At 53.7% G+C, this 13,381-nt stretch carries 12 protein-coding genes; all 12 read right to left on the reverse strand.

The features are described from left to right. Positions 1 to 155: 155 nt before the first annotated feature. Entirely contained in the window at positions 156 to 1,460 is a 1,305-nt protein-coding gene (locus tag AACQ95_RS06455) for a hypothetical protein (RefSeq protein WP_241278099.1), read from the reverse strand. 148 nt (positions 1,461 to 1,608) lie between these two features. After that, positions 1,609 to 1,860, reverse strand: a complete 252-nt coding sequence (locus tag AACQ95_RS06460) for a hypothetical protein (protein ID WP_241278100.1) — start codon at positions 1,858 to 1,860, stop codon at positions 1,609 to 1,611. Continuing rightward, positions 1,860 to 2,522, reverse strand: coding sequence for a site-specific integrase (locus AACQ95_RS06465; RefSeq protein WP_241278101.1), 663 nt, complete (start codon positions 2,520 to 2,522; stop codon positions 1,860 to 1,862). The genes AACQ95_RS06460 and AACQ95_RS06465 overlap by 1 nt, the downstream gene beginning before the upstream one ends. A gap of 438 nt (positions 2,523 to 2,960) precedes the next feature. Continuing rightward, positions 2,961 to 3,389, reverse strand: a complete 429-nt coding sequence (locus AACQ95_RS06470) for a hypothetical protein (RefSeq protein WP_241278102.1) — start codon at positions 3,387 to 3,389, stop codon at positions 2,961 to 2,963. A gap of 655 nt (positions 3,390 to 4,044) precedes the next feature. Beyond that, on the reverse strand, positions 4,045 to 4,704 hold the full coding sequence (gene gmtX / locus AACQ95_RS06475) for a gamma-mobile-trio protein GmtX (RefSeq protein ID WP_241278103.1): 660 nt from the start codon (positions 4,702 to 4,704) through the stop codon (positions 4,045 to 4,047). A 5-nt stretch (positions 4,705 to 4,709) separates the two neighbouring features. Continuing rightward, positions 4,710 to 7,325 (reverse strand): gamma-mobile-trio integrase GmtZ, encoded by a 2,616-nt coding sequence (gmtZ, locus tag AACQ95_RS06480; RefSeq protein WP_241278104.1) that lies wholly within the window; start codon positions 7,323 to 7,325, stop codon positions 4,710 to 4,712. A 9-nt stretch (positions 7,326 to 7,334) separates the two neighbouring features. Continuing rightward, positions 7,335 to 8,735: a gamma-mobile-trio recombinase GmtY gene (gene gmtY, locus AACQ95_RS06485; protein ID WP_241278105.1), complete on the reverse strand. Its 1,401-nt coding sequence runs from the start codon at positions 8,733 to 8,735 to the stop codon at positions 7,335 to 7,337. 336 nt (positions 8,736 to 9,071) lie between these two features. Beyond that, positions 9,072 to 9,434, reverse strand: a complete 363-nt coding sequence (locus AACQ95_RS06490) for a DUF2750 domain-containing protein (RefSeq protein ID WP_241278106.1) — start codon at positions 9,432 to 9,434, stop codon at positions 9,072 to 9,074. 182 nt (positions 9,435 to 9,616) lie between these two features. Then, positions 9,617 to 10,921 (reverse strand): inosine/guanosine kinase, encoded by a 1,305-nt coding sequence (locus tag AACQ95_RS06495; RefSeq protein WP_043138387.1) that lies wholly within the window; start codon positions 10,919 to 10,921, stop codon positions 9,617 to 9,619. A gap of 185 nt (positions 10,922 to 11,106) precedes the next feature. Next, positions 11,107 to 11,499, reverse strand: coding sequence for an MAPEG family protein (locus AACQ95_RS06500; RefSeq protein WP_241278107.1), 393 nt, complete (start codon positions 11,497 to 11,499; stop codon positions 11,107 to 11,109). Between the two features lie 40 nt (positions 11,500 to 11,539). Next, positions 11,540 to 12,514, reverse strand: a complete 975-nt coding sequence (hemH, locus tag AACQ95_RS06505; protein WP_241278108.1) for a ferrochelatase — start codon at positions 12,512 to 12,514, stop codon at positions 11,540 to 11,542. A 113-nt stretch (positions 12,515 to 12,627) separates the two neighbouring features. Then, entirely contained in the window at positions 12,628 to 13,272 is a 645-nt protein-coding gene (gene adk, locus AACQ95_RS06510) for an adenylate kinase (RefSeq protein ID WP_043555429.1), read from the reverse strand. Positions 13,273 to 13,381 lie beyond the last annotated feature (109 nt).

Below are 13,381 nucleotides of genomic sequence, written 5' to 3' on the forward strand. Positions count from 1 at the left end.
TACGTGTTTTCCTCGATCAGTTAGAACTAAGTCCAGCCATAGGGAAGAGGCTTTCATTAACACATCTAGCCTGTTCTAAATAATTTTCCTGTAAATAGGCAGGACTCACATCCTGCACCTATTCAAACCACAGCCTTACTAGCTAATCTTCCTATTCAAGCGGTATTCGACTTTTCCATAGGCACAGTTGCTGGTGTCACGGGTCTTATCTCTCGGGCACTAACTGTATCTATAGCCTTGCCCGCAAGACTCTTCACCTGCTCCGCAAAACCGGGCACAGTTTTTATCGCTTGCGTTACGATCTCTGAAGATGCTAACTCATGCCATGGACTGCCATGGTTGGTATTTTCCACCAATCTGAGAGGTAGTTCATCAAGACGAGTCAATGCAGACATAAGCAGCTTAGCTTCCATACCTTTATCAAATCGAGCAGCCTCACGACGGAACCCTTCGTAAGCACGTGATATAGAAGCTTTAAACGCATAATCCTCAGAAAGTCTAAAACGTTGCCCTATCTGCTTTGTTGCCAACCATGCAAACCAGATGGGTGCACCAACAGACAACATAGATAGCAGTAAATTAAGAGCAACTACTGGAGTTGAGATATCAGGAATTTTTAATAGCTCTGATAGTCGCTGGAGTTGCGCTGAGCCAAAATAGCTACCAGACATTAGCGCAACTACAAGCCCTACTATCCAAAACCACATCGAACTCGATAAGGTGACTGACCTTTCACTAAAGGCAGCAGCCAGTCCAACGCTTGTTGATGCTGAATATGCTGTTTCGCACCGTTCTAATACTGACTCTGCATCATTACTACTCTTATTTAATTTCTCGTCGAGCTCATCAACATGCGTTTTAATCAATTCGAGATGGGCTCGATCTTTGATTGATTGAGCAAGAAGCTCATTAATTTCAGCTCTTGCTTCAGAGAGAGTTTCCAAATCTGTAGGCAATTGTGCGGCAGCATTATATGCCTGCTCAATACGTTCTACCATCGTGGCTAACTTAGCTGTGCGGGGGTCTAGCCCATTGATTCTTGATTCCATATTCCGAATCTGGCTCGCTAATTTTTTTAATTTGGCGAGCGAATCTCTGTGAGAATCTCCGCTCAGGACTGGAGTAATGGCTCTACGAAGCCCTTCCATTGTGATCATAAATGCAGGCACAGCATTAGCAGCGCTTGACCAAAGGTTGGGAATCGTTTGCTGTTGAAGATGAGTAAGGCGACGAGAATAATCCTTGAGCCGCGTGTCATCCCCAGAAATATCATCACCTGCATTTATATCTATTAGGTCAATGATAGATTGTGCTTCTTCAATTAATTCAGACTTTGTAAGGCAAGGGAAGGACCAATTCCCATGCGCATTTCCAAACGGCTCATCACTTGGGATTGAAGCTTTCAGCTGCTCAATAACCTTTTCTAGATTTTGATGAATATCTTTGAACGTTTGATGCATTAATTCCCCCTCAACAATATTACAATGCTATGTTTACTATAGTTTGATTGTTCTCGTTGTTGATAAAGGTAGCTAAAAATACAGCATCATGATTATCAACTTAATTACTCCAAAATCCCTATGACTGCGCGCCGTGACAGACCAGCGATTACTTCAACCCTTCATACTCGGTGAGAGTAATTTTGATACCTTCCAGATATTCGCCTTCCCCTTTTACAAATTTCAGCTCCATCCCAGGGGCAAGGGATTGTTTAATCACCCAACCACCAACGAAATTGAACTCAACATCAATGATTTTTGGTATCCCTTCAAACATTACGCACAGTTCTTTACCAACAGGTGAGCTGTTGATCATGTCGGTTAAAGTGCTTTCTGTTGCGTATTCTCTCAACTCAGTCATCACACAATCCTCTTGATTAGGTCACCCAGTCGCACCGGATCGGTATCACACAGAGTCTTGATTGCCTTGATGCTGGTCATCCCCAAGATCTCTCCGATATGCCGCTCATCAATGCCTTGGCGCTTCAATTTCACCGCCAGGGTGCGGCGACCAGATTGAGAAGTTGCCCCTTCAATCCCTGCCTGAGCAAACAGGCGGCTTATCAGGGCCGTCAACTGGTCAGCACGATAGCTAACCCGCCCGTCTCGCTCCACCCTCGTCAGCTTCAACGGCTGGCCGTTACGGCCCGAAACAAACAGATCACTGCGGGGGTCTAGCCCACGGTATGCTGTCACCTTGCCGGTGATGCCATGACCGCGCTTGATCCGGTCTGCCAAATGCTCATCCACTGCTTTGATCAGCTTCAGATTCACCCAGCACAACGGACGGGGTCGGCCATTGAAAGCAATCTCGGCCCTCACCACTGTCTCAGCCAGCGGCTCACCGCCAGGGGAGAGGTAATCGCTGACCAACAGTTGCGACAACTCGGTCGGTTTCATGCCAGTACCAAAGAAGCAAAGGAGCAGGGCAGCATCGCGGGATCCGTTCTCCTTGCTCGATGCCCGAGCGACTGCCACTGTGTGGGCAAGCTGGGCATCTTCAACAACAATTGCCTTTGGCATCTATGTTTGATTCCGATATAAACAACTAGACATAGAGAGTACGGCAAAAAAAGGGAGCCATCAAGGCCCCTATCTCAATTATGTCCAGCTGTTCACGGAAAGTTAGGGTGAGACTGTATTTTCAAGGATGGAACTATAAACTCGGGTCTGTCGCCCCGATGTTTTGTATTGCTGTCTGCGCGCGATGCAAATGGCTGCTGGAGGCAGTTGCAGTTTTGCCGATGCCACGGTGCGGGAATGCGAACGAAATCGGCATGAGAACCGGCCCCTTGCGCGTCGTGCTATTGAAAGGACCTTGTTGCTGAAGGGGCTGGAGGCGGAAGTGGCCGTTATAACCGCTCCTGAGGAAATGGATACCAGACATCTCTACGTCGCACGAAGAAGCTGGCTGTCTGCTCGTTTGCACACGTGCTTACAGCCCGCTAACTCCAGCATAACTTATCCATGTTCAATGGGGGCAACTTCCATTCGAGCAGCTTTAAGCACATCCAAGGGTCGTTCAGCTAACTCATTCATAGGTGTCTTACCACCAAGCCAGCTATTTGCACTGACAAACCAGGAAGCGATCACAAGTGCCGTTCTGTGAGCAGCTAGAATAGTCAGTATCTCCTTCATTTTGGGTACAGGCTTACCATCAATCCCTAAGCCATAGGCAGGGAAAAGATCTTGTCCCCCTACAGAGATTGCGAAAATCTGCCCCGCTTTTATCCACTTATTTGGCAGTGCTGAAGAGTTTGACCCCTTATATCCTGCATTGTCGGAGACCTGCTGTGCCGTCAGCCACTCTGACAGGTTAAGTACCTGTTCAGACAGTTGAGCTGCCGAAACCACATTAAATTTGTGCTTCACTCCAGTGTTTTTATTCATTTAGGTAGCCTCCAGCATAACGACAGGTTATGTATAGTGTTTTTTGGCGCGCCCTATAGAGTAATTTTCACATTTTTAGGGGTATTGAAAGGCAGAGGTCGTGTGGCCTGCGCAGTGCGCTGTGTTAACGTGCAGCCACACACGCCATGTTGGGTCGCTCATGGTTTATATATCCATGACCTGCTTGTTGCAACTTCCAGTAATTCATGGCACGACCTAACTAGCTGTAACGTATCTTACTGTTCTAAAACTTCATCACGTTAGAAAGCTAACTGCTACATAGCAATAGGCCAAAAAGGTATCAATGTGGTAGCCGTAACTGTAAGTTGCTGAGCGGGCATACACTCAGTAAATGCTGATGCTCGTAATCCCATTTATCAGCGCTTCTTAATTGTTTGAATTCACCTTCAACATCTCCATTTTGATCCTCAAAACCTTGCAACAAGGGGGGTCAATAGCGTCCGCCCATCTACTAACTGACCTTAACATTCGGGTCTGAGTCAGTCCTTGATCACCAGCTGCTAGTTGGTCCAACATGATTCTAGGTGACGCCAGGGGTGATTCAATTGAGGTGCCTCAGTGGTCAACTAAATCTGGACACTTGATTAGGGCGATCTTTGACTGACAGCATCCCTTCATTGTTTGATGTGGGTTTTCACTCAGCGTCGACAAGTAACTTGCGAATAGCTCGCGTAAAACCCATTTCAAAAATGGTCCTGCCACGCTCGTTGACGATTTCACCATGGCTGCCTTCGCGCAGACCCCGTTCTTCGAGGTAGTTAGCCGTAACAGCTTTTTGCAAGGCTTCTCGTTCAGATGGAGTCAGTTGTGCTGCGACTTCTAGCACTGTCACCGGGTGTCCCCCCGTTGTAGTCGAGATGGTTGCCCCAAGAGGTCGCCGATCGACGGTCACATGCGTGTTGGCCTTCAGCACGTTGAGCTGAGCCTTGAGTTTGTCACGCTCAGCAATAATAGCCTGCATAATGGAGCGAATGGCAGGATCTTCTATACGCATCAGATACTCGTGGCTTGCCAACGTCTTCTGTTGCTTGGGCGCGGCTGGCCCTGCGTAGGCAGCCCAAGCTTCAATCAATGCTTTATAGTCCGCCGACTGGGCGTTGTAGAGCGCACGTCCCTTCATGATCCCTTCGGCTTCGGCTAAACGGCCAATAGCCGCCAGCGAGAAGTCGCGCGAACCAGCCGCATGCACTCTGCGGCAAAGCTCATGCATCCTAGCGAGGTTCGCTCGCCGGTTCGAGCGCTCGGACTTGGAGAGCAGAAACTCTAAAACCACATCAGGATGGATGTCTGACATACCACTCATGTATTTTCTCCCAGTAGAGTCTGTGACCCTGCATGCAGGGTAAGGACGGAATTGGTCGTGGACAGTAGCGAGGTCAGGTCTATATTGAAGTACTGGCTCAGACTCACACCAGCATCCATCAGGCGAATGACCTCTCGTTGTCCCAATGCAGGATTCGCTGGGTTCATTTGCTGGGAGAGGCGACGCATGAAGGCATTGCCAACGAGCAGTTGCTCTTGTTCGCTTAAGAGCATAAATACTGGCGCTAGATTGTCGCGATAAAGTACAGCATCGAGCAGTTGGCTGCGACGGAACACTGCCTTTCCGGGATCCAAGTCGGGATAGACTTCAACGTTCTCGCATACACCAGCAAGCTGGCGCAATTCTGACTCTGTCTCCTCGAAGGCAACATGAACATCGGCCACATTGCCGACAGCGACCAGTTGAGTGCCATCGCCCCGGGGGTTAAGAGCTGCTTTACAGCGCTCAATTAGACGCCAGCAGGCCACCAAGTCCTCCGCATAGTCGCTAAAGTGTTTCATAGTAGCCTCCCACACCCGCTCAGCCTGCCGGTAGGCGTCAATACGAGCAAATGGCTGACATGCATCTTCAGCATCAATCCTTTGTTTTTTCAGTTCCTGAAGTTCGCTTTCACGAATGAGGCTGGCGTTTCGCGCCTCATCGAAGTGGTAAGCGAGCGTGTTGAAATGGGCCACGAGCGCCGGCAGATGGTGCGGCTCAGTCACGAACCAGCGGCATCGTATGCAATTACGACTTCCGCCGGGTACGGGCCCATACTTGGAATTTACTGATTGAGAACCACTTGTAATCATTGGTCCTCCGTTGTAGCAGCCTCCGACGGAGCCATTGTCCTCGATTTCGCTGGTATTACCGCCAACGAGGCACAGGCCATGGTGCATAGGCATCCATCCCACCGGATTACGTACTGCTGGATGCTGTGGGATGGCGGCAGCGAGGCTGGACGAATTGTTACAAATGGCCTTTTGCAGCAATTCTTCATGCGCGGTGTCGAGCAGGAAGTCTTGGATGCTTGCTTCTTTGTTCGCCTCCAGCCGCTCCGCCGCACCAAGAAGGACGTCCCGGATATGTGTTGCGCCTGGCTTGCAATAGTAGAGTGTCATCAGCAGGCGGCTGTGGCCAACGAGTTTTTGCAGTACGGGGAACGGCACTTGGCCTTCGAGAGCCAGAGCTGTGATAAGAGATACGCGCAGGCTGTGAAGCGGAAAGAGTGTTGTTCTTTTATTGTTCTGTTCTTCCAGCGGAGGAAGGAATCTTATAGGTGTGCCGTTGCGATGGGTTTCGCCCCGCTCGGCGAGACCCAGTTCCAGTTTTTTCAGTAGACGAAACCATGAATAATCCAACAAATCCTTTCTGGCTGGTAAATGGCGCTCTCCTTCCTTGTTTTCCGGCAATCTGAATAAAAAACAAGTATCGGGATAACCTGCCAGCTCTACCTCGCTCTTCACTGCCATGTGCCGCTCATCCAATTCTGCCCAGGCCGTGCGCCGCGTGATAGGGTTGTATTTTTCCTGCCAGTTACGCAACCTCTCCAGCCAGTAGAAGGCATCCTGATGCACTGGCCCACCAAAAGACCATGGTAGGACGTAACCTTTATCGATACCCGACTTGCCGATATCGGCAGTTTTGTTGGTGTTGATGTAGAGCACCTTTGGGACTGCTTCGCCATCGGCGAGTAGGTTAGTCCGGCGGAACACGCCTTGTTGTAAAGGTCGTTGTTCGCTGCCTTGGGCGAGTCGGCTTGAATTCAACACCCAGTTCCCCGCTGTGTAGCGCCAAGTATCAGCCTCACTCGAGTCAAGCATGCGAATCTGGAAAGTGCGCAGTGGTAGGATAAGTTTCATGAGCAGCGCCACCCAGCGAACCGGACTCCACATCTCCACTATCTGCCCACCGCGATAGTTCGGGGTTACCTTACGGACCCGCCACACACAGTCTGGGTCGTTCTGGTCAATCTGCTCTTCATTTACCTCGAACCAATCGGGTGCGCCATGCCCCCTTTTACCGATTTCGGCACCCAATTCACTCTGAGCCCACAACCAGTCGCGAAAATGCGGGCCCGCCGCAAGTATCTGTCGCAACTCGTCGATGTAGCCGTAGGGCAAAGGTGAATGCACACTATCGTCACGTTGCGGCAGGCGCCCCTTGGATATTCGTGGGACAGGATTGTGGAAAACCGGGGAGATAACTGGCTGTCCGTCATCGCTGGATACACTACACTCGCGCAGCAAAACAAAGTGCAAGAAAGCGTGAATGCAGTTGTTGTTCTTGATACCGGCTTCAGAATCGGGGCACGCTATCTGGTAAAAATCAGGTAGAACAGTGGTTCGGGCCAAAAAAACTGTAGGATCGAGCGGTAGTCTCTGCTGAACAAGATAGCGCTCAAAGAAGGTTGTAAGTGAGTTAAGCCGCTGGTGGATACCGTTTGTCTCACCGCTTAACCACTCTAACGCCAGAGAGCGCCATGCAGCGAGCTGCGGGTAATCGCGTTCGACCCAAGTCAGAGCTGTATCGGAGTGACGAGGAGTCACTTTCACCTTGTGGGTCGAGATAACGGATGCCTTGGGCACGGTCGTTTTCTTCTGTTCGGCCATGAAGTGTCCTCAATCGTTAAGTTCGATGCCAGAGAGCAACAATCTGGATGCAGATGTTGTTTCGGGGTACTTGGTACGCAGTAGTTGAGCGGCAACCTCGAGCGTTGCTAGGGTCTCGCGGGTGCTTGCCTGTGTGTAGACCTCTTGGCTTTCCATCGAGGCGTGATGCATGAAGCGGCGAATGTATTCCTTGTCGATGCCTGCGTTACGCAGGCGGCGACCGTAGGCGTGGCGATGACCGTGTGGGGTTGTCCCCAGTGGTTTGCTCACCGTCAGACCAATACGCTTGCAGGCTGCGGCGTGTGCCTTGTTGTACTGGTTGAGTGTGTACATTGCGCCGACGGGTTCACGATGCAGATTGATGAAGGCGAATGGATGGTCTCGCTCGATAAGTGCCACCTGCTTGAGGTAGCAATGCCACAGGTGTAGGAACCACTCGCCATATTCAGGCACGAACCAGTAGGCCTGCTTGTAATAAGCACCATCAAGTATGCCCCCCTTCCAGCCAGCGTGACGGCTATCCATCAGGTCGGTGCGCGGTACAAGGCCAAACTGGTGAGTAAGATATTCAGTCCGATTACCCTTTCGTTGTGGGCTCTGTGCGTCACGCCAATCTATGGGGGCGACACCGAAGCTTGGATGATGGATGAGGACTTTGGCTTGTCTTGAGTTAGCCGGATCCGGGAACACGTCCTGGATATAGAGGTGGAATGGCTCCGATTCACGGAAACCTGCCCCATGTAGTAACAATGTGATCAGCATACCGCGATAATCGTAACGCCCAGCAGCACAGAACCCCTTGACCAGCAACTCCTCGAAACGCGCCTCCGGGAAGGCAGGCGGTTCGCTCTTTTCGACCTTTGGCTGGCGCTGGCTCCTCACGCGATGCCCATTCTCGGCGGGCGATGAGTTTGCCGCCCAAGTATGCCCGAGAAAGGCCTTACTACGTCGGTACTGGTAAGCGGCTTCGTCGACCTGCCGGTCAAAGGCGCCGCCCATATAACGCGGATTGACCTTAGCAACCTCGGGACGCATCTCGCTGAGCCAGTCGAAGAAGTCAGTGAGATGGGTAATTATGTGACTAGCGTCTTGCGGCGAGCGGGGCGACCAACAAAGGCCGCAGGGATCTAGGCCGGTCTGTCGGTCAAAGGTTCCAGTGTAGAGCCGCTGGGCGAAATTCTGGAACAGATGGTAGGTATCGCGCTCAGTAGGATTAGTTTGCAGATACTCAAGGAACATTCGCACCGAGCGAGTGACTTTGGACATCCAAACCAGACTGCGATCGTGACTACGATAAAGGCAGTAATCGAGCAGCGGTTCCACCACACCGGCTGGAGTGAGCAGCACGGGTAGCTCTGTATAGACTCCTGTCGCATCCGTGTAGATCCGCGCCTTAACGGTCACAAACATATTCTCTCCCTACACACCCAAACAACGCAGTCGAGCTTTTGAAATCGAGTTGTCGTTCTGAGTCCTCGATTCTTCCTTCCTAGCGAATCGGTTTTCAAGGAAAGCTGGTGTTGTAATGAACAACCTCTTCTATGCATCACTGTAGTCATTCTACATACAATGCATAATTATGGAGTAGCTTCTCAATATTACAGGCAAAAAAATACCCCTTTAATAGGGGTATTCGGATGGTTAACAGCTAAAAAGCCCTAACTATGTATTCTAGGTTAGGGGGAATAACTCGCGGATATCGGTTCTTCAGGCATCCGATGGCCGTGGCCATCAATGCAGAACAGTTCAGGCGTCCAGTTCGACCAGTGCCTTGGCCAGCTCTATGGGTTCGAGCTCCTGGCCTTCCAGATCGGCATTCCAATTCGGGCCGATCAGCACATCGTCCTCGTCCAGATCGTTGATCCAGATGTCGAGGAACTCTTCCAGCTCGATCACTTCCGGCTCGTAGTCGGCCCACTCGTCCACGCAATGCAGGCGGGCATCTACCTCGGCGGACCAGAGCGGCATCACATCGGCATCTTCAAATTCGGCAGAGCGGCAGACGACCCAGTCTTCACCATAACGCAAGCCCCACACCTGACCCGACTCGCGGACTTCTTCGATGAACAGTTGGAAATTGGTGTCAAGATTGTCAGTTAACTTACTCATGGGGCTCTCTCTTTATCGGGTGCTGCGGCCACTGCAGTGCCGAGTGGCAATGCGGTGGCCAAATGGTGTCGCAAAAGTGACATGGACTCAAGCATCTTGGGGTTATTCGCACAAAAAACTGCCCAATGCCGTGTTTTGCCTGATAAAACGCCTCCCGAAGGAGGCGTTTGCCATGGCCGGGATCAACGCTCCCAGTAAACCTCTTCCAGGCTGTCTTCCTTCTCGGGCAGACCGCGAGAGAGACGCGGGCTGCTTTGGGCCAGCACCTCATAGCTGACCCGGTTGGCGTACTTGCACACCTGGGCCAGGGAGGAGTAGGTCAGGAACTCGGACATGTGCTTGGCGGAGTTCGGCACATTCATGCGGTGATAGGCATTGGCCACCATGTCGTGCAGCACGGCAGACAGCGCGCCATCCCCTGCCCCGTTGGTGTTCTTGATCTTCTCCGGGCCACCCATGTAAGGGGAGATGTGGGAGTAGATGCGGGCAGGCTTGCGGCACTTGGCGCGGGCCATGGGGCGGCTGAACTCATACATGTTGAACTCGGGGATGACACCGGGCAGCAGGGTATGAGTGGTCTCGCGCTTGTAATCTTCTTCGGTGTAGCTCGCCATGTAGAGGCCGATGGGGCCGGCGGTGCAGAGCACCATGTCGGCCCAGTCCAGCGCCTTGTCGGCAGCGCCGAGGGGATCGGCGATGCCGGTCAAAGCCTCGGCCTCATCTTCATTCATCGCCAGCACAGTCACATTCTCGGCGATGAAGTCGCGCCACCACTGGGGATTGTCGGCAATGACGAAGCGGGTACCCAGGGTCAGCACCACGGGCACGCCGGCCTCGCGAGCGTAACGCACGGCGGCCATGGCGGCCTCTTTCATGGGATCGCCATCGTCACCGCGCACCAGATAGGCGGTGATCACCAGGGCGGAAGCCCCCTTGATCACCTCTTCCGGCACATGGTGCACATCCAGCTGGTTCATCTTGCCGGCGTTGATGCCAAAGCTGCGCTCGCCGCACTCTGTGATGAAGGTGAAGCAGCGACCGACCGGGCCGTCTACCGGCTGCAGGTAATCGAGGTTGACGCGGGAAGAGGTGTTGCACAGATAGCGGTAGGCGTAGCTGCCGATGCGGATGTCCTGGCTCATGACGCCGAGCAGGATGGAGTGGGAATCCGCCAGCACCGAGTAGTTGTGCATGGTGTTGCCTATGGTGCCACCGGCAAACTCGCTCACCACCATGTTGTTGGTCTTGAGCTCTTCGTAGACCCGTTCGGCCACGTCGTCACTGATCACCACAGAGTGGCCCTTGCTCAGGCCATAACGGTTCAGGAAGTCCTCATCCACATGGGCTTCGATGTCCACCAGGGTCTGATCGATTCCCACCACATAGGCTTTGCCAAGTTCGGTAAGCAGGGGGTTTTGCGGGATCAGGGGATCGCGCCTGTCGACCGGGAAGTAGTGTTTGGACTTGCGCTGACCGGGAAATTTCATGGCAATGTTCTGTGCTCTGGGGGAAAGAGGGGCGGGATTTTAACACAATCCGCCGCGCCGAAAAGTCGCCTGATTAAAATATGGCGTCAGTATAGACAAGGGCTGCAGAGGAAAACGTTTATCCCGTTCCCATAAAAAAACCACCTCGCCGGGAGGTGGTTTTTCAGTCAGCAACGATGAGGAGATCAGCCGAGCGAGAGCCCCTGCACCAGGGCCAGCACCGAGAAGAGGCCGAGGGACAGCCAGAAGAACAGGGTACCAAACAGCCTGGGCTTGTTCGGCGCCTTGGGGATCTGGATGCCGATGGCGTGCAGGATTCGCCCCACCAGCAGGAGCGCACCGCCGAGGTGCAGCCAGAGGGCACCGACCCCCGCCAGTTCACACAGAGCCATCAGCAGCAGGGTCAGCGGCACGTACTCGGCGAAGTTGCCGTGGGCGCGGATCGCGGAGCGCATCTCGGGCGCCTCCCCTTCCCCTATCATCACCTTGAACTGGGCACGGCGCTTGACCACCCAGAAGGAGAGCAGCAGGAACAAGAGCCCCAGCAGGCCGGCGTAGATCAGCGTGATATGCATCATGAAGACAATCCTTATCGTTGAACGTTGAAACCCGGCGCGGTCACGCCAACTCGCGGCAGATCAGCGACACCATCATGCGGATATGAGCCTGATCGCTGTTGAGCGCTGGGATGTAATTGAACTGCTCGCCACCTGCCTCGGTGAAGAGGTGGCGGTTCTCGACCTGGATCTCCTCCAGGGTCTCGAGGCAGTCGGCGGAAAACGCCGGGCAGATCACATCGAGTCGCTTGATCCCCTGCCCCGCCAGCGCCGTGATGGTGGCATCGGTATAAGGCTTGAGCCACTCCTGCTTGCCAAAGCGGGACTGGAAACTGGCGCTCCACTGCTCGGGCGCAAGACCCAGGGCCTCGGCCAGCAGGGTCGCGGTGCGGCGGCACTGATGACCATAGGGATCACCCTCGTCCTCGCTGCGTTGGGGGATGCCGTGGAACGACATCAGCAGATGCTCACCCTGGCCCTGCTGCTCCCACTGGCGGCGCACGCTCATGGCCAGTGCCTGTATGTATTCGGGGTGATTGTGATAGTCACGGATGAGCCGCATCACCGGCAGGTGACGCTCGTTTTTCATCACCCGCGCCCAGCCGTCAAACACCGCGGCCGTGGTGCTGGCGGCATATTGGGGATAGAGCGGCAACAGTATCACCCGGTTGACCCCCTGCGCCTTGAGCGCCTGCCAACCGTCGGCCAGTGACGGCTTGCCATAGGTCATGGCGAGCACCACGGGCACATCCACCCCTTCGCGCTTGAGTTCCTGCTCGAGGGCATCGCGCTGACGCTGGCTGATGGCCATCAGCGGCGATCCCTGCTCGGTCCAGATCTGCTGGTAGAGCTTGGACACCCTGGGGGCACGCAGTGGCAATATAACGAAGTTGAGCAGGGGGGACCACAACAGGCGGGGTATCTCGACCACCCGCGGATCCTGTAGGAACTGGCTGAGGAAGGCCTTGACGGCGGAGGTGGTCGGCGCCGCTGGCGTCCCCAGATTGACGAGCAAGATCCCGGTTTTGGTGGTCACGTTAGCTTCCTGTCATGCTGTTTTTGTCGTTCTTGTTATGATGCAAGAAAGGGCCCTGGATGGACCCTTGTCTCAGACTCGTCATCGACCGATTGCGGTTGGCAACGGCAGGCTTAGCCCAGAATGGCGGCCAGCTGCTTGCTGACCAGATCCACCGGCTGGGTGCCGTCGATCTTGACGTAACGGGTGTTGCCCGCGTCCGCTTCTTTACCGTAGAAACCGATCAGCGGCGCAGTCTGCTGATGGTACACGTCCAGACGCTTGCGCACCGTGGTCTCTTCGTCGTCGGCACGGATCACCAGATCCTCGCCGGTCACGTCATCCTTGCCTTCCACTTTCGGCGGGTTGAACACCACGTGGTAGGTACGGCCGGAGCCGGAGTGGACGCGACGACCGCTCATGCGCTTGACGATCTCTTCGTCCGGCACGTCGAATTCCAGCACGAAGTCGACCACAACACCGGCATCCTTCATGGCTTGCGCCTGGGGAATGGTGCGCGGGAAGCCATCCAGCAGGAAGCCGTTGGCGCAATCCGGTTGGGCGATACGCTCTTTGACCAGGCCTATGATGATGTCGTCAGAGACGAGCTGACCTGCGTCCATCACGGCTTTGGCCTTGAGGCCCAGCTCGGTGCCCGCCTTGATCGCCGCACGCAGCATGTCGCCGGTGGAGATCTGCGGAATACCGTGTTTTTCCATGATGAACTGAGCCTGAGTACCCTTGCCGGCACCCGGAGCCCCCAACAGAACAATGCGCATACACGCTCCTATTGATTGGTTATTCAATTCTTGAGAAGGCAAAAAACTACACGGTTTCGCTCATTTTCACAAGCTTGCCCCGTGTGAGTGGCTTATTTTTCACCATGTT

It is taken from the genome of Aeromonas sp. MR19, assembly GCF_963899305.1.
Taxonomy (GTDB): domain Bacteria; phylum Pseudomonadota; class Gammaproteobacteria; order Enterobacterales; family Aeromonadaceae; genus Aeromonas; species Aeromonas bestiarum.

Excerpts from the sequence above, each read along its gene's own strand:
- AACQ95_RS06455 (WP_241278099.1), bottom strand. The coding sequence starts at position 1,460 with ATGCATCAAACGTTCAAAGATATTCATCAAAATCTAGAAAAGGTTATT.
- AACQ95_RS06460 (WP_241278100.1), bottom strand. The coding sequence starts at position 1,860 with ATGACTGAGTTGAGAGAATACGCAACAGAAAGCACTTTAACCGACATG.
- AACQ95_RS06465 (WP_241278101.1), bottom strand. The coding sequence starts at position 2,522 with ATGCCAAAGGCAATTGTTGTTGAAGATGCCCAGCTTGCCCACACAGTG.
- AACQ95_RS06470 (WP_241278102.1), bottom strand. The coding sequence starts at position 3,389 with ATGAATAAAAACACTGGAGTGAAGCACAAATTTAATGTGGTTTCGGCA.
- gmtX (WP_241278103.1), bottom strand. The coding sequence starts at position 4,704 with ATGTCAGACATCCATCCTGATGTGGTTTTAGAGTTTCTGCTCTCCAAG.
- gmtZ (WP_241278104.1), bottom strand. The coding sequence starts at position 7,325 with ATGGCCGAACAGAAGAAAACGACCGTGCCCAAGGCATCCGTTATCTCG.
- gmtY (WP_241278105.1), bottom strand. The coding sequence starts at position 8,735 with ATGTTTGTGACCGTTAAGGCGCGGATCTACACGGATGCGACAGGAGTC.
- AACQ95_RS06490 (WP_241278106.1), bottom strand. The coding sequence starts at position 9,434 with ATGAGTAAGTTAACTGACAATCTTGACACCAATTTCCAACTGTTCATC.
- AACQ95_RS06495 (WP_043138387.1), bottom strand. The coding sequence starts at position 10,921 with ATGAAATTTCCCGGTCAGCGCAAGTCCAAACACTACTTCCCGGTCGAC.
- AACQ95_RS06500 (WP_241278107.1), bottom strand. The coding sequence starts at position 11,499 with ATGATGCATATCACGCTGATCTACGCCGGCCTGCTGGGGCTCTTGTTC.
- adk (WP_043555429.1), bottom strand. The coding sequence starts at position 13,272 with ATGCGCATTGTTCTGTTGGGGGCTCCGGGTGCCGGCAAGGGTACTCAG.